This window comes from Moraxella cuniculi (genome assembly GCF_900637105.1).
GTDB lineage: Bacteria > Pseudomonadota > Gammaproteobacteria > Pseudomonadales > Moraxellaceae > Moraxella > Moraxella cuniculi.
Genome location: NZ_LR134343.1, coordinates 2,145,920 through 2,166,081 on the forward strand (window position 1 = coordinate 2,145,920; position 20,162 = coordinate 2,166,081).

At 44.4% G+C, this 20,162-nt stretch carries 14 protein-coding genes; 6 read left to right on the forward strand and 8 right to left on the reverse strand.

The features are described from left to right. Window positions 1-575: 575 nt before the first annotated feature. Together groL and EL162_RS09710 are read right to left on the reverse strand one after the other, a co-directional pair. Entirely contained in the window at window positions 576-2,219 is a 1,644-nt protein-coding gene (groL, locus tag EL162_RS09705; protein ID WP_170161460.1) for a chaperonin GroEL, read from the reverse strand. A 59-nt stretch (window positions 2,220-2,278) separates the two neighbouring features. Beyond that, window positions 2,279-2,569, reverse strand: a complete 291-nt coding sequence (locus EL162_RS09710; RefSeq protein ID WP_169835308.1) for a co-chaperone GroES — start codon at window positions 2,567-2,569, stop codon at window positions 2,279-2,281. A 422-nt stretch (window positions 2,570-2,991) separates the two neighbouring features. Here EL162_RS09710 and EL162_RS09715 point away from each other — a divergent pair, with 422 nt between their 5' ends. Beyond that, complete coding sequence (locus EL162_RS09715) at window positions 2,992-3,690, forward strand: DUF3108 domain-containing protein (RefSeq protein ID WP_126331586.1); 699 nt, start codon at window positions 2,992-2,994, stop codon at window positions 3,688-3,690. A gap of 169 nt (window positions 3,691-3,859) precedes the next feature. Here the strand turns inward: EL162_RS09715 and EL162_RS09720 are convergent, their stop codons facing one another. Continuing rightward, window positions 3,860-4,285, reverse strand: a complete 426-nt coding sequence (locus EL162_RS09720) for a hypothetical protein (RefSeq protein ID WP_126331587.1) — start codon at window positions 4,283-4,285, stop codon at window positions 3,860-3,862. Then, the gene (gene wrbA, locus EL162_RS09725; protein WP_126331588.1) at window positions 4,275-4,886 is read right to left on the reverse strand and encodes an NAD(P)H:quinone oxidoreductase; all 612 of its coding nucleotides are present in this window, start codon (window positions 4,884-4,886) and stop codon (window positions 4,275-4,277) included. The genes EL162_RS09720 and wrbA overlap by 11 nt, the downstream gene beginning before the upstream one ends. Before the next feature lie 264 nt (window positions 4,887-5,150). On the opposite strand from wrbA, the gene EL162_RS09730 reads away from it, so the two are divergent. Both EL162_RS09730 and EL162_RS09735 read left to right on the forward strand, forming a co-directional pair. Continuing rightward, window positions 5,151-6,653 carry a YihY family inner membrane protein gene (locus tag EL162_RS09730; RefSeq protein WP_076555823.1) on the forward strand — a complete coding sequence of 501 codons (1,503 nt, stop codon included), beginning with the start codon at window positions 5,151-5,153 and terminating at the stop codon, window positions 6,651-6,653. Between the two features lie 93 nt (window positions 6,654-6,746). After that, the gene (locus tag EL162_RS09735; protein ID WP_126331589.1) at window positions 6,747-7,133 is read left to right on the forward strand and encodes a hypothetical protein; all 387 of its coding nucleotides are present in this window, start codon (window positions 6,747-6,749) and stop codon (window positions 7,131-7,133) included. Between the two features lie 123 nt (window positions 7,134-7,256). Here EL162_RS09735 and hpt read toward each other — a convergent pair whose 3' ends face one another. From hpt to EL162_RS09755, 4 genes are all read right to left on the reverse strand, one after another. Next, window positions 7,257-7,793: a hypoxanthine phosphoribosyltransferase gene (hpt, locus tag EL162_RS09740; protein WP_126331590.1), complete on the reverse strand. Its 537-nt coding sequence runs from the start codon at window positions 7,791-7,793 to the stop codon at window positions 7,257-7,259. A gap of 88 nt (window positions 7,794-7,881) precedes the next feature. Further along, window positions 7,882-9,144: a serine hydrolase domain-containing protein gene (locus EL162_RS09745; RefSeq protein ID WP_126331591.1), complete on the reverse strand. Its 1,263-nt coding sequence runs from the start codon at window positions 9,142-9,144 to the stop codon at window positions 7,882-7,884. A 22-nt stretch (window positions 9,145-9,166) separates the two neighbouring features. Continuing rightward, the gene (locus EL162_RS09750; RefSeq protein ID WP_126331592.1) at window positions 9,167-10,054 is read right to left on the reverse strand and encodes a MaoC family dehydratase; all 888 of its coding nucleotides are present in this window, start codon (window positions 10,052-10,054) and stop codon (window positions 9,167-9,169) included. 99 nt (window positions 10,055-10,153) lie between these two features. Continuing rightward, window positions 10,154-11,554, reverse strand: coding sequence for a 3-oxoacyl-ACP reductase (locus EL162_RS09755; RefSeq protein WP_126331593.1), 1,401 nt, complete (start codon window positions 11,552-11,554; stop codon window positions 10,154-10,156). A 583-nt stretch (window positions 11,555-12,137) separates the two neighbouring features. Here EL162_RS09755 and EL162_RS09760 point away from each other — a divergent pair. From EL162_RS09760 to EL162_RS09770, 3 genes are all read left to right on the forward strand, one after another. Then, the gene (locus tag EL162_RS09760) at window positions 12,138-13,424 is read left to right on the forward strand and encodes an acetyl-CoA C-acetyltransferase (protein WP_126331594.1); all 1,287 of its coding nucleotides are present in this window, start codon (window positions 12,138-12,140) and stop codon (window positions 13,422-13,424) included. A 230-nt stretch (window positions 13,425-13,654) separates the two neighbouring features. Then, window positions 13,655-14,608, forward strand: a complete 954-nt coding sequence (locus tag EL162_RS09765; RefSeq protein WP_076555830.1) for an OmpA family protein — start codon at window positions 13,655-13,657, stop codon at window positions 14,606-14,608. A gap of 62 nt (window positions 14,609-14,670) precedes the next feature. Further along, complete coding sequence (locus tag EL162_RS09770) at window positions 14,671-19,971, forward strand: Ig-like domain-containing protein (protein ID WP_126331595.1); 5,301 nt, start codon at window positions 14,671-14,673, stop codon at window positions 19,969-19,971. Window positions 19,972-20,162: the final 191 nt, after the last annotated feature.

Consider the following 20,162-nt stretch of genomic DNA (forward strand, 5'->3'; position numbering starts at 1 on the left):
AATTTTCTAATTTTCTAATTTTCTAATTTTCTAATTTTCTAATTTTCTAATTTTCTAATTTTCTAATTTTCTAATTTTCTAATTTTCTAATTTTCTAATTTTCTAATTTTCTAATTTTCTAATTTTCTAATTTTCTAATTTTCTAATTTTCTAATTTTCTAATTTTCTAATTTTCTAATTTTCTAATTTTCTAATTTTCTAATTTTCTAATTTTCTAATTTTCTAATTTTCTAATTTTCTAATTTTCTAATTTTCTAATTTTCTAATTTTCTAATTTTCTAATTTTCTAATTTTCTAATTTTCTAATTTTCTAATTTTTCTAATTTTCTAATTTTCTAATTTTCTAATTTTCTAATTTTCTAATTTTCTAATTTTCTAATTTTCTAATTTTCATTATTGCGGTTTTGTAATATTAGTCAAGCATTTTTCGTCAAAAATTTGACTTAAAAAATCCCCAAAACCAGCAAGATTTTGGGGATTGTAGATGCCAAAAGTATTTTTGCCATCTGCTATTTAGGGTGTCAAATTCTTAAGCGTGGCTGACACCATAGTGCATCAGCCCACAATCGAACGGTTTACATCATACCGCCCATGCCACCCATACCGCCCATGCCAGCAGGCATTGCAGCAGCATTATCTTTGGCAGGCAAATCGGTGATCATCACCTCAGTGGTCAGCATCAGACCTGCTACAGAAGCAGCGTGTTCCAAGGCAGAACGAGTTACTTTTGCAGGGTCCAAAATGCCCATCTCGATCATATCGCCATATTCGCCAGTTGCAGCATTATAGCCATAGTTGCCTGTGCCATTTTTTACTGCATTGATAACCACAGAGGCCTCATCGCCTGCGTTAGTTACGATTTGACGCAGCGGTGCCTCCATCGCACGGCGTAGGATATTGATACCAGCATTTTGGTCTTCGTTATCGCCTTTTAGCTCATTAAGTGCTGCCAATGCACGCACCAACGCCACACCGCCACCTGGTACAACGCCTTCTTCAACCGCTGCACGAGTTGCGTGCAAAGCATCATCAACGCGGTCTTTTTTCTCTTTCATTTCGGTTTCGGTGGCTGCACCAACTTTAATAACAGCAACACCGCCTGATAGTTTTGCCACGCGTTCTTGTAGCTTTTCTTTGTCGTATTCAGAGGTTGATTCTTCAACTTGACGGCGGATAGATTCAACACGGGCATCAATGGCTGCCTTGTCGCCAGCACCATCAACAATCACTGTGTTTTCTTTGCCGATGGTAACTTTTTTGGCAGTACCCAAATGTTCAATTTCGGCAGCTTCAAGCGACAGTCCAACTTCTTCAGAAATCACCACGCCACCTGTCAAGATAGCAATATCTTGCAACATTGCTTTGCGGCGATCGCCAAAGCCGGGGGCTTTTACCGCACAAGTTTTCAGACCACCACGCAGGGTATTCACCACCAAAGTTGCCAATGCTTCATTTTCTACATCTTCAGCAATGATAAGTAGCGGACGGCTGGTTTGCATGACTTTTTCAAGCAAAGGCACGATTTCGCGAATATTGCTGATTTTTTTGTCCGCCAATAGGATAAACGGATTGTCAAATTCGCAAGTTAGGCTGTCTTGCTTGTTGGCAAAATATGGGCTGATATAACCACGATCAAACTGCATGCCCTCAACCACTTCCAACGCATCTTCAAAGCCTGAACCCTCCTCAACGGTGATCACGCCTTGCTTGCCAACGGTCTCCATCGCACGGCTAATAAGCTCGCCGATGGTGGCATCTGAGTTTGCCGAAATTGAGCCAACTTGAGCGATTGCCTTATGGTCGTTGGCTGGGGTTGATAGTGCTTTGATTTCTGCAACAGCAGCACGCACACCTTTATCAATACCACGCTTTAGATCCATCGGGTTCATGCCTGCAGCAACGGTTTTCATGCCCTCAACCAAGATTGCCTGTGCCAATACGGTTGCCGTTGTTGTGCCATCGCCTGCAACATCATTGGTCTTGGCAGCCACCTCACGCACCAATTGTGCACCCATATTCTCAAACTTGTCCTCAAGCTCAATCTCTTTGGCAACAGAAACACCGTCTTTGGTGATGGTTGGTGCACCAAATGATTTATCAATCACCACATTGCGACCTTTTGGACCCAAAGTTACCTTGACAGCATTTGCCAAAATATTCACGCCATCAATCATTTTTTCACGAGCATTTGTGCCAAAACTTACATCTTTTGCCATGATAGTTTCCTTAAATTAAAATAAATTATGTTTATTAGCAATTTAACATAGTGTCAAAAGCATTAAGCCTCTAACACGCCAAGCACATCAGATTCTTTCATAATCAGAAGCTCTTCGCCATCAACCTTGACAGTTTGACCAGCATATTGACCAAACAGTACGGTATCGCCAACTTTTACATCCAATGAGCGTACGCCATTGTCGGTGATTTGACCGTTGCCAACAGCAAGCACTTCGCCTTGTTGTGGTTTTTCGGTGGCAGAACCTGGCAATAAAATACCCCCTGCGGTTTTTTGCTCTTCTTCGGTACGGCGAACGACAATGCGATCGTGTAGTGGACGAATTTTCATAATCACTCCATTTTGGTTGTCAATAAAAAATATCGGCACAAAAGCCTAAGATGTTTTGTAAAATGGAGTTTGCTGGATAAATTTCAAGAAAAAAGTCAAAAAATTTCTGCCATTTGGCGATTTTTCACCCATTAATAAGTTTACAAAAAGTATCATTTGATTACATTTTCACCAAATAACTGTGAATTTACGCATCGTTGGTATAACTCTGTGCAAGAAAATGACGATTGCGACACAAAAAACTCAAACAATCATGAGCATTTGCCCTTGAAAATGTAACAAAATTTATCCATTATAACCGCAACTGCTTGGCGTTTTAAACTTGGTGTAAAAATACCACCAATAATTAGCACAAGCAAAAACAAACCCAATATCAAACACAATCAGCAATTGACAAATATAAAGTCTATACTTTAAGGATAATAATGAAACGAGCAAACTTTTTAAAAGCACTGTTTACCAGCACTGCAGTAGCAGGGACAACCAGCCTATCTACCTTGGCAACTGCTGGTGATTTGGCGGCATTTTCTGCCACTTATAAGGTCAGTGCCGATGGCAAAACAGGCACAGCCACACGCACACTGACCAAAAATGCAAACAGCTATCAATACAGCGTCAATGCTCGTGCTGCTGGCATCTCCACCTTAAACCAAGAAGCGAAATTTAGCCTAAACGGTGGGCAAATCATACCAAATTCAGCCAAACTCTCCATGCGTATTTTAGGCGTGGGCTATACACATGAAATTCGCTTTAATCATACCAATAAAAGCGTCATCAGCACCTATAAAAACAACAGCACCACGCTTGCCATGCCTAAACAAGCCTTTGATGATTTAAGCCTAGAAGCTCAAATCCGCCAAGAGTTGCTCAATGGTAAGTTCACAGGAAATTATCTTTTGGTCAAACGAAGCCAAATTGAAAACACCAAATTCAAACGCACAGGCAATACCAAAATCACCGTACCAGCAGGCACTTATGACACGATACGCATCGATCGCATTCATGATGACAAAGATCGTGCAACCAGCTTTTGGCTGGCTCCCACGCTAAATTATCTGCCGATCAAAGTCAGCCAAACCAACGATGGCAAGACCATCTCTATGGAGCTAACCAAAATCAACTGATGGGGTAATTTTTGGCTATCTGCCATCTAAGACAAATACAGAGCAGTCCATTATCCAGCTGGTACTGCTCTGTTATAAGTGGCACATTAATCAGCACAATCACTATTGCCATAAAGTCAATTAACCGACTAATTTGACCAAGTAATGCCAAAATCATCGCTGATTTGACTTAGTCGGCATTGTACTGCTTATGCATGGCGGGCAATCGCTTAAGCAGGATAAACAAACAGTAATTCACCGCAAGCAATGCCAGCATACGGATAAACTGCATCACCCACAGCAATGTTGGTGCTTTTTCATAAAAACTCATCAATACCTGCACGCCTGCCAGACCCAAATAAATAAGCATAATCATGCTCACCCACATCAACGCATACGGCGAACTACCCCGTTTTATCGCTGGTGTGCATAGCAATGCAGGCAGCACCATAAGTAGCTCAGCCACCACCCCAAGCCACAAGGGCAAAGGCAAGGATACCACAGATACTACCGCCAACGGATACAGCAGCAATGCCACCACAAGCCACAGGCACCAAGACCACCACAGTCTACGGCGTGCTGCAACAATCGCCTTGTCATCATACTTATGATTCATTTTTGCCCGCCTGTAATTTTTGAGCCAACATCGCCAATCGCCTACCTTGTGCAATGGCAAGCACCTGCTCATCTTGGCTAACAGGATATTGATGCTGCGTACCTGACACATGGCTTGCTCCGTATGGCGTGCCACCTTTGGTCGTGTTGGATAATTCAGGATACGCATAAGGCAATCCCATGATTAACATACCATGATGCAACAATGGCAACATCATAGACAACAGCGTACTTTCTTGACCGCCATGCTGACTGCCTGTACTGGTAAATACACAAGCAGGCTTGCCCTGCAAATCGCCTGCCAGCCAAGCCGACACCGTATTGTCCCAAAAGTACTTCATTGAAGCTGACATATTGCCAAAATGCGTCGGACTGCCCAGTGCCAGCCCAGCACAATCAATCAGCTCATCAATGCTGCAATATAAATCGCCTTCATCAGGAATGCTTGGCAGCACAGCCTCGCTTAATGGCGAAACTTTTGGCACACGGCGAATTTTCACCGCCATGCCTGCATTATTCACCCCTTGGGCAATCAAATATGCCAACTGCTTGGTGGTGTTTTTGTTGCTGTCATACAGCACCAGAATATAAGAATCAGTCATACATTTCCCACATTATTATCTAAAATCACAAGCCCATAACTGCATTATAACAAGATTTTGGCAGTCAAGATAACTTTTCATTGCATTCATCATTAACCAAACCAGAAAATCCAAAAACCAATACACCAAACCGCCGATTTTACCAAGCTAAGTAAAATTGCCAAAATACCCAATAACAGATACATAATTACAAAAATTTTTCTTGTGTAAAATTACAGCAGATTTGTTACACTAATAGACAAACTCACTCACTAAGATGCTATCATGACTAATTTTTTGAACAAATTACCCTTTGCACATCACGCTTGGTTTATGTATTTGCGGTTATTGGTACGGCATTTTATGGAAGACGAATGCCAACAAAAAGCCGCCAGTCTCACCTATACCACTTTGTTGTCGCTTGTTCCTATGCTGACCGTGGTGCTGGTGATATTCTCCAGTGTGCCAGCGTTGGCGGATTTGCGTGAGCAGGTTCAGCAGATGATTTCTACCAATCTGTTCCCAGCTGCTGGCAATCAAATCAGTGAGCATATCAAGACCTTTGCCGAAAAATCAAGCAATCTTGGCATCATCGGTGTCGCAGGTTTATTCATTACCGCCATCATGACGCTCAATACCATCGAGCACGCATTTAACAAAATTTGGCGTGTGCAAGACCGCTCAGGCGGTGCAGCAAGCATTGTGCGTTACTGGATGATTATCACCTTAGGCCCTGTGATTTTGGGCGTGGCATTTGGTGCGTCAAGTGCCATTCAGAGCGTGGATTTTTTGAACCGTCAAATCGGTGGCTATGGTATTGATTGGGGCATTTGGGCATATCTCATCTCATTTGCCCTGATGACCTGTGGCTTTGTGCTGATGTACTGGTTTATCCCAAAAGCACAAGTTCCCATCAAAAATGCCGCCATCGCAGGTATCGTTACTGCAGTATTGTTTGAAAGTCTCAAGCAGGTTTTTGGCACTGTGATGACCAACTTCACCAGCTATGAGGCAATCTATGGGGCATTTGCCGCCCTGCCAATCTTTTTGCTGTGGGTGTATTTGTCATGGAATTTAATCCTGCTTGGTGTACAAATCAGCTACACGCTGACAATTTTTGAGACCAAAGAAGTGCCAGTACGCCACCCGTTGCTTAGCTTGCTTGATATGCTTAATTTGGCATACAAACGCTATCAAAATGGCGAAACCGTCAGCGAAAACGAGCTACGCAATATGCTTGGTCGCAAAGAGCTGCCCAAGTGGAGTATGTATTTGGCTCAATTGCAGCAAAACGACCTAATTACCGAAACCAGAAATAACGAATATCTGCTCAAAACCGACCTAAACACCATCAATTTGTGGCAATTTTATAAAAAACTGCCCTATCCACTGCCCATTCGCCAAGAGCTTGATCAACTTGAGGCGGCTGACTATGATCCATGGTTTGTTGAGCTATATCAGCACTTGGACAAAATCGAACGCACGGCAAGCTCCGCCTTGGACATGTCATTGGCGACACTGTTTGACACCACGCCACTGCGTGAAAAACAAACCATCGTGCGTATCACAGATGAAAAAACTGACGACACGGGCGAAATGCAAGGCTTTGATAATGATGCACGCCGCACCATCGATGAATCTGGCAATTCGGTGGTGATTCCTGATGGCAAGGCAGCCTTTACCGAAAGCCGCTTTGTGCAGGTTTTGCGACTGCTCAAAAAAGCACGGCATATTTTTGGTCAAAGCAAGCAAAAAATCAATGAAGTCAAACGATTATTTGATAAATAAGCCAAATTAAACCGTCAAAATATTTCATTTAATTGTAAGTATTTTGGATAGTTTATTTAGCTAATTTTTATAAAACCAACCAAAGGAACGCTTATGAAACGCTTCAAACTTGCCACCTTGGCAACCATCATTGCCCTGTCAGGCTGTGCCAGCACCGACCCAACTCAAGTAGGCACAACTGCCAATAACATCGGCATGGGCATTGTCCAATCGGCGGTCAAACAAAGCTGCCAAAACCAACTTGACAAAAACCAATATTGGAAAATCGCCAGCGTCGCCATGGCCCAAGAGACACAAGCCAAAGTCTCTGACACTGTCTGTGGCTGCGTTGCCGACAAAGCACCAAAAACCGTCAGCCTGGCCGAAGTTGCTACCGCCGCCATCGACCCTACAGCACGCACCCAAGTGGCTCAAAAAGTGGTGGTTGGCTCGCTACAAGCCTGCATGAGCGATACCTTAAGCAGCTTTCTGAATAAATAACCTTCAGCAAAAATGCCATCATTTGTTTGATGGCATTTGATTTTTTTGGGCAATGACAAGTGCCAAAATGATAATTGGCAATTAACCAACCAAGCAACTACTTGGCAAAACTTTTTATGCAACTTACAAACCAATCTCACCAATAAATGGCAGGTGGCGGTATTTTTGATCATAGTCCAAACCATAGCCCACGATGAATCTATCCTCAACCTCAAAGCCACAAAACTGCACTGCCATCTCAACCTCTCGGCGTGATGGTTTGCTCACCAAAGTGCAAATCTGCAACGAGTTTGGCTCACGCGTTTGTAAAATTTGTACAACTTTTGCCAATGTACGCCCTGAATCAATAATATCTTCAACCACCAGCACATCTTTGCCTTTAATGTCGCTGTCCAAGTCTTTTAGGATTTTGACATCGCCACTAGAGATGGTCGTTTTGTTCAGATAGCTAGAAACCGTCATAAAATCAATCTCATGCGGCTTGTCAATCTTGCGGCACAAATCTGCCATAAAAATCACCGAGCCACGCAGCAACCCAATCAGCACCAACGGCTTGTCGCTGGTTGCATAATGGGCGGTGATTTGTTCACCAAGCTGCGTAACCTTGCTGGCAATCTGCTCGGCAGAAATCATCACAGTCAGTGCCTTTGGCTGTTTCATAAAAACTCCTAAATCGTTATACGCATTCACGCTTGTTGTGCCATCTGCTTGATAATGCCAACAAGGCTAAAAGATAAGCACCGCTCCATCACGGTGCAAACATTGCCAACGCCATCTCGGACAAGGCAAATTGCCTGATATCGTTGAGCATGGTAGTGTCAAAATTATGAATAAAAGCAAAAGCAAGCCTGCGTTTGGGATCACAAAATGCCACCGAACCATTATAACCCATATGCCCATAGCCATCGGTCTGCTGTAGAGCAAATAAGCGATGAAACCCCATACGCCAACGCATATTTGCTGGCATGACCGCATCAAAGCCATCAGTTTGCACAAGACGCAACCGAGCCATGACCTCAGGACGAATGAACTGCTTGTCCTGCCATACACCATCGGCTGCGTGCATGGCATAGATGCGTGCCAAAGCCTGTGCGGTGGACACGCCATTTGCCGCTGGAATGCACGCCATCAGCACATCATCACGATGATACTCCAGCCCATCTTTGGCATTGGGCATGAGTGCATTCTTATAATTGCTCAAATTCATGCGACTGGTATCAAAATACAGGCGATTGATATTGGCGGTGGTGAGCTTTTGCCCCATCAGTGCCTCTTGCCAGCACTTGGCGGCAGAAAGCTGGGTTAATTTTTCAAGCACCGCCTCACTGTCTGGCTTTAGCACAGGTTTGCGACGCACCGTGGTGTCATTGGGCGATTCATAAAAATACCGCACTGGCTTGGCAATCTGATTTAACAAAGAGGCATCGATGCCATAGTACAACTGACCTGACACCCCAAGCGGCTCGGCCAAATATCGCTGCAAGGCTTCATTAAGCGACATACCAGTTACTCGCTCAACCACACCACCCAGCACCCAGCCTGACACCAACGCACTGTAGGCACTGGCATAGTTTTCCTTGTTTTGTGCTTTTGGTATACAGACAGGCATGGCAGCAACCCTATCAAGCATCTGCGTCCAGTCAAGCAATATCGCGGCATCACTTGCCACCGAACTGATATCAAACAAACCAGCACGATGGCTTAAGACTTCACTTAATAAAATATCCGCCTTGCCGTTTTTGGCAAAATCCTGCCAATAATAGCTAACAGGTCGCTCATATTCCAGCAATCCCTGCGATACCAAAATGGCAATCAAGGTTGCCATCACACCCTTACCGATAGAAAAATTCACCGACAAAGTTTGGTCTGACCACGGCTGGTTTGGCAGTGCTTGCCCTGTGCTGGCACAAACCACCTGCTCGCCTTGATGATAAATCACCAAAGCACCGCCAGCAGGTGCATCATCAAATTGCAAAGCGTCTAATGTCGCTTGAAAATCTGCATACTGCATTGATTTTCCTATATTTATTGATTTATAAAAAAGCAATTGTGCCAAGCAGGTGCGTTTTGTCGCTGTTTTTGGCATACATCGCAAACTCAATGCCCAACTGGCATGGTTCATCGCTAATCAGCTCCACCGTTGATGGCAAAAATACTGGCAGCTTAAACGAAACATCTACACGAAATGCAGCAGGCAGAGTGTATTGACGAGAAATTGTCGCCAGTGAGCGAGCCTTTGTCCACATACCATGGGCGATTGCTCGCGGAAAACCAAAAGCACGAGCCGACAAAGGATGCAGATGAATCAAATTAAAATCCCCAGAAACAAAAGCATAACGGCGACCAATATCCTCATCGATGACAATCTCTTGTGCCACACCGCCTGCCACTGGTTGCATTTTGGCAGCGACAGGCTGTTTGGTATCGCCAGCAGTTCGCTGCTTGTTCTTTTTTTGGCGAGATAAATAGGTCGAAACCCCTTGCCAAACCAGCTCATCTGCAACACTGACTGTGGTAATAAAATCAAACTGCTGCCCCTTGTCATGCGGCTGTAGATTGTCCAAACGCACAGACATGCTCACCGTCTCAGTATCAAAAATCACACGGTGCTGCACGACACTGTTGGCGATGTGCACAAGCCCAAGCATGGCAAAAGGAAAATCATGCCTTGCCATCATATTCATCTGCAAAGTTTGCGACAATACTGCAAAATAAGTCGCTGGCACACGACCATCATCAACAAAACCGCAGATTTTGCGATATTCACGCAAATTGCTTTGGTCGATTGCTAATTTTTGCACTGTATATACGCCACTGGGCAGACTGGTTGCCTTATTGTCAGCAGATGGCAGCAGGCTTTTGATGACATTGGCATAAGTGGTGTGCAGCTTTGGCAACTCTTGAAATTGTAAATCTGACATAATTTCTCCCTTGGTGCAAAAAACTGTATGAATTGTTTAAAATGACAACAAAATCTCTTTAGAAAATTTTTACATCATCAAACAATTCACAAAATCCCATCAAGCACCCAACAAACTCTGACCACAAACACGGATAATGTTGCCATTAATGCCGCCCGAGCGAGGCGATAATAGCCATGCGATGGTCTCGGCAACATCAACAGGCTCACCGCCTTGGCTCATTGAGTTCATACGGCGACCTGCCTCACGGATTGCAAAGGGGATTTGGCTGGTCATCTTGGTCTCAATAAATCCGGGTGCAACGGCGTTGATGGTGCGTGCCGTGCCAGCAAATAGCTTGGCTGTTGCCTGTGTCAGTCCAATCACTCCTGCCTTGCTGGTGGCGTAATTTGTCTGACCTAAGTTGCCAGCAATGCCCGAAATTGATGACACGCACACAATTCGAGCTGTATCGCTAAGCCCACTGTTCTCAAGCAAATAATCGTTGATACGCACGATGGCAGCAAGGTTGATCTGCATCACCAAATCCCACTGCTCTTGGCTCATTTTTGCCAAAGTCTTATCTCGTGTAATGCCTGCATTATGCACCACGCCATCAAGCACGCCACACGCACGGACAATCTGCTCGGCAGCATCATCGGCGGTAATATCCAGCGGAAGTGCATGACCACCAATCTGCCCTGCAACTTTTTGCAATTGTGCCAAATTGGCAGGTATATCAAGGCAATAGACTTTGGCACCTTCACGAGCCAGCACCTGTGCAATCGCCTCACCAATGCCGCGACTGGCACCTGTTACCAGTATTTTTTTGTCAAGCAAAGATTTGTTTGATGCAAAAGCTGTCAATTCACTCGGCGTGGCAGACTGATAAGCATCAACAATGGTAACGGCTTGTGCTGATACATAGGCAGATTTTGCTGACATAAAGAACTCAAGTGCCGAAGCAAGCTCTGATTCTGCTCCTTTTTTTACATACAGCACTTGGGCGGTGATGCCCTGTTTGAATTCTTTGGTGATAGACTTAACAAAACCCAGCAAAGCACGCTGTGCTAAGGCAAAACCGACATCTGTGCCAGTGCAGCACTCAGGGCGACCGATGACAATCACACGACCTGATGACTTGATGCGGCGAGCCAGCGGCTGAAAAAATTGATACAACTGCTGCAACTGCTCGCTGCTTTTGATATTGCTGGCATCAAAAATCACCACCTTAAAGCGTGCATTTTCGTCCTCCAGACGCGTCTTGATTGAGCTGCTTGGCAGAGCAAAACGCTCAGGCTCACTACAGGCAATCTTCGCCTGATGCACCTGCAAAATATCAGCCAATGCATCAGATACCGAATTATCATCGCCTGCCGACAGCCCCAGTGCCAACTCACCACGCACCACAGGCTGCCCCAGCTCATAGCGGTCAAGTTTGATTGGCATTGGCAAGCCAAGATTTTTTGCTACTTTTCTGCCCAGTGGTGATTGCACCAATTCCCCATAACGATCGCTCATAAATACTCCTTGATAAGACAATAACCTGTTTTTGTCAAACACCCATACTTAGCAATGCCACATCAACAATACTAAGCACAAGATGCCTTCCGACCAAATCTTATACAAATACAACGCCCCATTGTAGCACAAAACAACAATAATGATAAATCGTGCTTTTTGGTTGATTAAGTAAAATTATCACAAATGCTAAAGGTGGCTTTGACCACTTGCACAACTGAAAATTTTTACCATCGTGTATGAGCAAGGTAAATTTTGACAAGTCAAGACAGACAGACGGCTATTTAAACAGCAAAATAACATGACTTGTTGCAAATTAATCTTATATATTTTGCATTAAAACCAATTAATATCAACCATAAGCACGGAGTTTTTTGATTATTTATTTAACTTATTGTTAATAATTATTCATCTATTAAACCACAGCCATAATAACTATTTTGCATGATTTGGGCATTTTTAATAATATTTTGTTATAATTTGTGAATTTTTCCCACATTCGCCGTCAATAATGCTAAGCTAGGCATAACGGTTGCCAAATCAAGGCAGCTCAATATTTTGCAGATAGTAATAAGGATAAGCCATGACAACCATCAAAAAAGTCGCCATCTTGGGCGGTAATCGCATTCCTTTTGCTCGCAGCAATGGCGTATATGCCGATGCCAGCAATATTGATATGCTAAGTGCTGCTTTGGACGGCTTGGTCGCAAGATTTGACTTGGCAAATAAACCCATTGGCGAAGTCGTTGCAGGCACGGTGCTAAAACACAGCCGCGACCTAAACCTAACACGAGAAGCTGTACTTAATACCGAACTTGCCGCCACCACACCTGCCTATGACATCTCTCAGGCCTGTGGTACAGGGCTGCAAGCTGCATTTGCCGTCGCCAACAAAATCGCCCTTGGCATCATTGATAGCGGTATCGCAGGTGGCACAGACACCACCTCTGACGCACCGATTGCTCTTGGCGATGGTTTACGCAAACCCTTATTGCGACTTAGCAATGCCAAAACCGCCAAACAGCGATTGGCAGCACTTGGTAGCATTAACCCAAAAAATCTACTCGCCCTGCCCGAAAATGGCGAGCCACGCACCCGCTTATCCATGGGTGAGCACCAAGCCATCACTGCTCTAGAGTGGAACATCACTCGCACAGCACAAGATGAGCTTGCCTATGCCAGCCACCAAAATCTTACTCGTGCCTATGAGGCGGGATTTTTTGATGATTTAATCACCCCCTATAAGGGCTTGAGCGTTGATAATAATCTGCGTGCTGACACGACACTTGAAAAACTCGCTGGGCTAAAGCCTGCTTTTGGCAAAAAAAACGCCAACCCAACCATGACTGCTGGCAACTCCACCCCACTGACTGATGGTGCCTCTTGCGTTCTACTTGCCAGTGATGAATGGGCAGCGGCACATGGCTTTGAGCCTTTGGCGTACATCACCCATCAACAAACTGCTGCGGTTGATTTTATTGGCAAGCAAGGACTGACCGAGGGCTTGTTAATGGCACCTGCTTATGCTGTGCCAAAAATGCTTGCCAAAGCTGGGCTTAGCTTACAAGATTTTGATTTTTATGAAATTCATGAAGCGTTTGCCTCACAAGTGCTTGCTACGCTTGCCGCTTGGGAGGACGAAAGTTTTTGCAAAAACAGACTGGGGCTTGATGCACCATTGGGCAGCATTGACCGCAACAAACTCAATGTCAATGGCTCAAGTTTGGCCGCTGGGCATCCATTTGCAGCCACAGGTGGGCGTATTTTGGCAACCGCTGCCAAACTGCTTGCCCAAAAAGGCTCGGGTCGTGCATTGATTTCCATTTGTGCCGCTGGAGGACAAGGGGTAACTTGTATTCTTGAGCGTTGATTTGATTTTTTGCCAGACTTATTACAAACTTCCTCTAAATCAGAGGAAGTTTTTTTATAAAAACTAAACAATAATTTAATATAATATAAAAAATTTCTTGTATCTTGCAACCATCTTCCCACTCCCCACCCATCAAAACCACCCTGTGTTTGGGTTTGGCTAATTGCTGTGGTTTTGGTGTATTTTGTTCATCCGGGTGTTGTTTAATGCCCTGTTTTCTAAGGTAAACTATGCTAACTATCAAACATCTTTCGCTGGCAACAGCGATTGCTGCGGCAAGTTTTGCAGTGTCTGCTTCGGCAAATACTGTGGTTGTGCCTGGCAGCTCTCATGTTAAATGGACCAAATCAGCTTCTGGTGATTTGAACAATCTACAACTTAGCGATCGTACTGCTGGTGTTGTGTTTATTCGCCCAAGTGCCAACAATCAAGTTGCACCTGAATCAAGCACCAACATCGGTCTTGATGGTCGTTTCCTAACCAGCTTGCAAGATGGTCATTATTCAGCAGGTGTGGTATGTGCTGGCAATGTTAAGCTAAGTGCTATCCCAACCGCTGCCAAAGTTAATGACTTGGCCATCGGTGCTGCTACCATCAATCTAAAAGCAGGCGAAACTCAGTACTTCCTAGTTGGCACAGAACAAAACTATGTCCCAGTGCTACAACAAATCAGTGCTGAACAAGCAAGACAAGTATTGTCTGCCGACAAAACTTACAAACAAAACCATCAAATCAGCCGTGTAAACCCTGAAAACTGCCCAGCTCCAGCTCCAGTACCAGCACCTGTTGTGCCAGCTCCAGCTCCAGTACCAGCACCGACTGAATACTATGTAGAAACTCGCCCAAATGTTCGCTTGAACATCTTGTTTGACTTTGACAAATCAAACATCAAATCACAATACCAAGGCGAAGTTGCCAAAGCAGCGGCATTCTTGTCTCAATACCCAGATGCCAAGGCAATCATCGAAGGTCATACCGACTCTGTTGGTTCTGATGCCTACAACCAACGCCTATCAGAGCGTCGTGCCAATGCTGTGCGTGAAGCCCTTATCAAAAATCACGGCATCGCAGCCAATCGTTTGACCGCTCAAGGTTTTGGTGAATCTCGTCCAGTTGCTACCAACAGCACTGATGCTGGTCGTCAAGAAAACCGCCGTGTGATGGTTGTGATTCCAAGCGAGTAATTTTTTTTGAAAAATTGCTATAAATAGCTTATTTATTTTTATTAATTTCAAAGAAATTTTATATGAAAAATATCATCGTAAAAATCAATGACGCTGTACAAACTGTACAAGAAGTCAATGTTGTTACCAATGATGGTCAACCAACCGTCATTAAAGCAACAAAAAATGTAAACTATCAATTCATCGACCGTGCAACTGGTCGTGGCCCTGACCACATCGTAACCAAACGCGTCGGTCAAGACCTACACATCTCTTTGGAAGATGAAGGCAAAGAAAGCGATCTTATCATCGAAGGTTTTTATGACCAAGACGGTGCTGCTGCCTTGATTGGTCAAGCCGAAAATGGTCAATACTACTACTATGTGCCAGATACTGGTGAAGTGGCTGATTATGTTACTCAGCTGGTTCCTGGTGATATCGAAGGTCAAGCATTGGGCGGCGAATCCGTTGTTGCTCCATGGTGGCTTGGTGCTACCCAAACCAAAGCAGCCATCTGGCCATGGCTACTGGGCGGTCTATTGGGTGCTGGTGCAATCGCTGCCTTGGCAAATGATGATGACGATAAGGGTAGTAATGATAATAACTCAACTACGCCTGTTCAGCCTACGCCAAAAACCGCCACCCCAACCGTTACTGTAACCAACAAAGATACAGATAACGATGGCGTGGACGACAAAACCACCATCTCTGGTACAACCGAGCCAAATGCAGAAGTGACTGTTAAACTACCAGATGGTTCAACGGTAACGACGAAAGCTAACGACAAAGGCGAATACAGCGTTGATGTGCCTGTGTTAAATGAAGGTGATAAAGTAGAAGTGACTGCTAAAGCACCAAACAAAGAAACTTCTGACCCAACAGAAGGCACAGTGCCAGCCGTAGACACCACACCAAATGAGCCTGAAGTGGAAAAAACCGCTACTCCAACTGTTAATGTAACCAACAAAGATACAGATAACGATGGCGTGGACGACAAAACCACCATCTCTGGTACAACCGAGCCAAATGCAGAAGTGACTGTTAAACTACCAGATGGTTCAACGGTAACGACGAAAGCTAACGACAAAGGCGAATACAGCGTTGATGTGCCTGTGTTAAATGAAGGTGATAAAGTAGAAGTGACTGCTAAAGCACCAAACAAAGAAACTTCTGACCCAACAGAAGGCACAGTGCCAGCCGTAGACACCACACCAAATGAGCCTGAAGTGGAAAAAACCGCTACTCCAACTGTTAATGTAACCAACAAAGATACAGATAACGATGGCGTGGACGACAAAACCACCATCTCTGGTACAACCGAGCCAAATGCAGAAGTGACTGTTAAACTACCAGATGGTTCAACGGTAACGACGAAAGCTAACGACAAAGGCGAATACAGCGTTGATGTGCCTGTGTTAAATGAAGGTGATAAAGTAGAAGTGACTGCTAAAGCACCAAACAAAGAAACTTCTGACCCAACAGAAGGCACAGTGCCAGCCGTAGACACCACACCAAATGAGCCTGAAGTGGAAAAAACCGCTACTCCAACTGTTAATGTAACCAACAAAGATACAGATAACGATGGCGTGGACGACAAAACCACCATCTCTGGTACAACCGAGCCAAATGCAGAAGTGACTGTTAAACTACCAGATGGTTCAACGGTAACGACGAAAGCTAACGACAAAGGCGAATACAGCGTTGATGTGCCTGTGTTAAATGAAGGTGATAAAGTAGAAGTGACTGCTAAAGCACCAAACAAAGAAACTTCTGACCCAACAGAAGGCACAGTGCCAGCCGTAGACACCACACCAAATGAGCCTGAAGTGGAAAAAACCGCTACTCCAACTGTTAATGTAACCAACAAAGATACAGATAACGATGGCGTGGACGACAAAACCACCATCTCTGGTACAACCGAGCCAAATGCAGAAGTGACTGTTAAACTACCAGATGGTTCAACGGTAACGACGAAAGCTAACGACAAAGGCGAATACAGCGTTGATGTGCCTGTGTTAAATGAAGGTGATAAAGTAGAAGTGACTGCTAAAGCACCAAACAAAGAAACTTCTGACCCAACAGAAGGCACAGTGCCAGCCGTAGACACCACACCAAATGAGCCTGAAGTGGAAAAAACCGCTACTCCAACTGTTAATGTAACCAACAAAGATACAGATAACGATGGCGTGGACGACAAAACCACCATCTCTGGTACAACCGAGCCAAATGCAGAAGTGACTGTTAAACTACCAGATGGTTCAACGGTAACGACGAAAGCTAACGACAAAGGCGAATACAGCGTTGATGTGCCTGTGTTAAATGAAGGTGATAAAGTAGAAGTGACTGCTAAAGCACCAAACAAAGAAACTTCTGACCCAACAGAAGGCACAGTGCCTGCGGTGGATAATACGCCAACGCCAGCAGCAGTAGACAACTCAAACGGTGATGGCGTTGTTACTCAAAATGCCGACGAAGGTAAAGATGTTGTTACGACAGTGAAACTTAACAACAACAACGGCGTGGATAACCTCACCATCGATGTTGCTGGTGGTACAAGCGGCAGACCAATCCAAATGGACGACTTGGCACCAGTTGCTGAAAGAACGTTCACCGCTTATGACAAAGACGGCAACGAAGTCACAGACGGTGTAACCGCTAACCAAGATGGCACCGTGAATGTTGCAGCTGGCGTTGTGAAGTTTGACATCAAACAAAAAGCGCTTGAAGACAACGAAACCGAAGGTACAGAGCTTCTTGTGTACACCGTAGGTGGCGTACAAGGTAATGAAGCGCAAATTATTGATACTTCATTTACCCCAGTAGCTTCAGAACCAACCGTAACCCCATCAACCAAAGATGGTTCGGTAACTGTAAATCCAGGTACTGATAACGATGAAGTGCCGATTACTTTCACAGGTGAAGACAATCAACCGAAGAAAGTAACCGCCAAGAAAGATACGCAAACCAATACTTGGACCTTGGACGATCCAAATGGCACAGGTGCGACCATCAATTCACAAACAGGCGAAGTTACTATCCCACAAGACAGCGTTAAAGACGGTGAGAAAGTAACGGCTATCGGTAAAGAGACAGGTAAAAATGACTCTGAGCCAGTAGACGACAATGCTGGCACTGACACCAAAAATGCTACTGTGGACAACACCAACAAGGATGGCGTAGTTACCCAAAATGCCGACGAAGGTAAAGATGTTGTTACGACAGTGAAACTCACCAACAACAACGGCGTAGACAACCTTGCTATCAATGTCGCTGGTACAGGTACCAAGCCTGCTGACCCTGCAACTGACTTGGCAGCAATCACCACCAGAACCTTCACCGCTTATGATGCAGCGGGCAATGAAGTCACAAACGGCGTAACCGCTAACCAAGACGGCTCGGTAAATGTTAAAGCAGGCGTTGTGAAGTTTGATATCAAACAACAAGCGGTTGCCGACAGCACCACCGAAGGAGCAGAAACCCTCACTTACACTGTAGGTGGCGTAACGGGTAACGAAGCAACCATTAACGATACCTCAACTGCACCAAAAACGGCAGGAGTGGAAGAATTATATCTTCAGGAATGGCTCGAAGAGGGTGATGAAACAACAAAAACGGTAGATGTAGGCACTATTGTACTAACCAACGACACAGGTGCTGATGATATTCCATTTAGCTTCACAGGCACTGCAAAAGCAGGTAAAGAAGGGGCAACCACTGCCGATACCGACTTCACTGTTTATGATTTGATCGCCCGTGATGCAGACACGAATGAAGTACCAGGCGGCATCACCTACACCGTTAATGCTGATGGTAGCGGTACCTTCTCTGTGGCACCGGGTGTGAAATATGTTGGCGTGAGACTCAATATCATCCAAGACAACACACGAGAGCCTGATGAGCCATTTACCATGAAAGTGGGTAAAACAGGTAATGAACTCACGGCAGATAGCAAGGTTAGGGACAATTCATCTATTATTCAGCTCACCATCGCTCTTGAAAACGACTCTGTAGGTGCTGGTACAAGCGGTACAAATACCGACAAAGTTACCAATGACAGCACTGTGATCGTTACAGGTGTACCAGCAGGTCGTGCGTGGGAATACACCACTGATGGTGGTGCAACTTGGAATAATGGCTCAGGCGATCGTTTCGAAATGCCAAACAATACTGAATTGCAAGGTGTGAAACATGTAATGCAAGTGCGTCTAAAAGATGACACAAGCACTACATCAAATGAGCTAACTGCCGTTTATGACAAGACAACAACTGAAGGTCGTATGACTGTTGAAATCGTAAACGGAAAAGCAACGATTAAAGTCGTAGATCTTGAGCCAAACTCTGTTGTAAATGTAAATGGTACCAACAAAGCAGCAACCAAAGAAGGCGTCGTTGTAGTAGATAACATCACTGTAAACCCAAGTTCAGTATTTGGTGCCAAACGAGCCATTGAACAAACCGTCTCTGCTGTGATTAAGGTAACTGATATTGCAGGTAATACCGCAGGTAGCGATACCGCTCAATCGTTCCGCTTTATGAATCAACCGAATATTTACAACGAGAGAGCGAGTGAAGCTGACCGTCAAAGCAATGTTAATAACAATGTTACTAATAGTAACGATGTTATCTTTGTTGGTTCTGATGGTGGCTATGGTGATATCGGTGGTAACATCCTAGGTCCTGTAAATATCAGCACCTTAGGTGGCAACGACACTTTGATTGGTGACACTATTCAGGCGGCTGGTGCAGGTAGCCCAACTACCATCGACATGGGTGCAGGCAATGACTCAATCTACCTAGCCAACTATATCGCTGCAACAGGCATGGTGCCAATTACAATCAATATGGGTGATGGTGATGACTTGATTGATGTTGGCACAGCCAGCACAGGTCAATCATTCTATTCACCATCAGGTGCGGCTCCAATCAATATTGATATGGGCAATGGTAATGACACCTTTATCCTATCTGGTTGGAAAGGTGGTGCAGGTCCAGTAAGCATCACAGGTGGTGCAGGCTTTGACACCATTGTATTTGACAAGAAAGGTTCCAAAGATCAACCATTAGGATTTAACGATTCTGATATTAAGGTTACTGGCTTTGAGCGTATCTTGCTAGATACTGATGATGTACTTGATTTGGCAGTTGGTCAATTAACCAATAATGGCAACGGTACCAAAGTAATCAATGGTGTAAGCTATACAGGTCTGTTTATTGAGAAGCTAGATGGATCAACCCAAGTTGGTCAAGTGAACTTAGGTACAGACAATGGTAATGGCACAACCCCAGGCTTTACCAAGCAAGCCAATGCACCAGAAGGATACAATGCTTATTTGGCAGATAATGGTCAAATGGTATATATCCAAGATGTCATCACAATTCTTTAATCAGTATTTGGATATGCATATGGCTAGTACTGTGCATATCTAATACAAGTTATTGGATTGGATTGTAATGAACAATCACATAATCAACTCATGAATTGATTATAAATCCAGTAATTTAGATTAAACAAAAAAACACCTCCGAAGTTCGGGGGTGTTTTTTTATCCAAAAAAACAGATCGCCATGGCTTGAG

What these genes read in the sequence shown, in the direction of transcription:
- EL162_RS09765 (WP_076555830.1), top strand. Translation starts at nt 13,655, where the DNA reads ATGCTAACTATCAAACATCTTTCGCTGGCAACAGCGATTGCTGCGGCA.
- hpt (WP_126331590.1), bottom strand. Translation starts at nt 7,793, where the DNA reads ATGAAACAGCCAAAGGCACTGACTGTGATGATTTCTGCCGAGCAGATT.
- wrbA (WP_126331588.1), bottom strand. Translation starts at nt 4,886, where the DNA reads ATGACTGATTCTTATATTCTGGTGCTGTATGACAGCAACAAAAACACC.
- EL162_RS09770 (WP_126331595.1), top strand. Translation starts at nt 14,671, where the DNA reads ATGAAAAATATCATCGTAAAAATCAATGACGCTGTACAAACTGTACAA.
- EL162_RS09715 (WP_126331586.1), top strand. Translation starts at nt 2,992, where the DNA reads ATGAAACGAGCAAACTTTTTAAAAGCACTGTTTACCAGCACTGCAGTA.
- EL162_RS09745 (WP_126331591.1), bottom strand. Translation starts at nt 9,144, where the DNA reads ATGCAGTATGCAGATTTTCAAGCGACATTAGACGCTTTGCAATTTGAT.
- EL162_RS09750 (WP_126331592.1), bottom strand. Translation starts at nt 10,054, where the DNA reads ATGTCAGATTTACAATTTCAAGAGTTGCCAAAGCTGCACACCACTTAT.
- EL162_RS09720 (WP_126331587.1), bottom strand. Translation starts at nt 4,285, where the DNA reads ATGAATCATAAGTATGATGACAAGGCGATTGTTGCAGCACGCCGTAGA.
- EL162_RS09730 (WP_076555823.1), top strand. Translation starts at nt 5,151, where the DNA reads ATGACTAATTTTTTGAACAAATTACCCTTTGCACATCACGCTTGGTTT.
- EL162_RS09760 (WP_126331594.1), top strand. Translation starts at nt 12,138, where the DNA reads ATGACAACCATCAAAAAAGTCGCCATCTTGGGCGGTAATCGCATTCCT.
- EL162_RS09755 (WP_126331593.1), bottom strand. Translation starts at nt 11,554, where the DNA reads ATGAGCGATCGTTATGGGGAATTGGTGCAATCACCACTGGGCAGAAAA.
- EL162_RS09735 (WP_126331589.1), top strand. Translation starts at nt 6,747, where the DNA reads ATGAAACGCTTCAAACTTGCCACCTTGGCAACCATCATTGCCCTGTCA.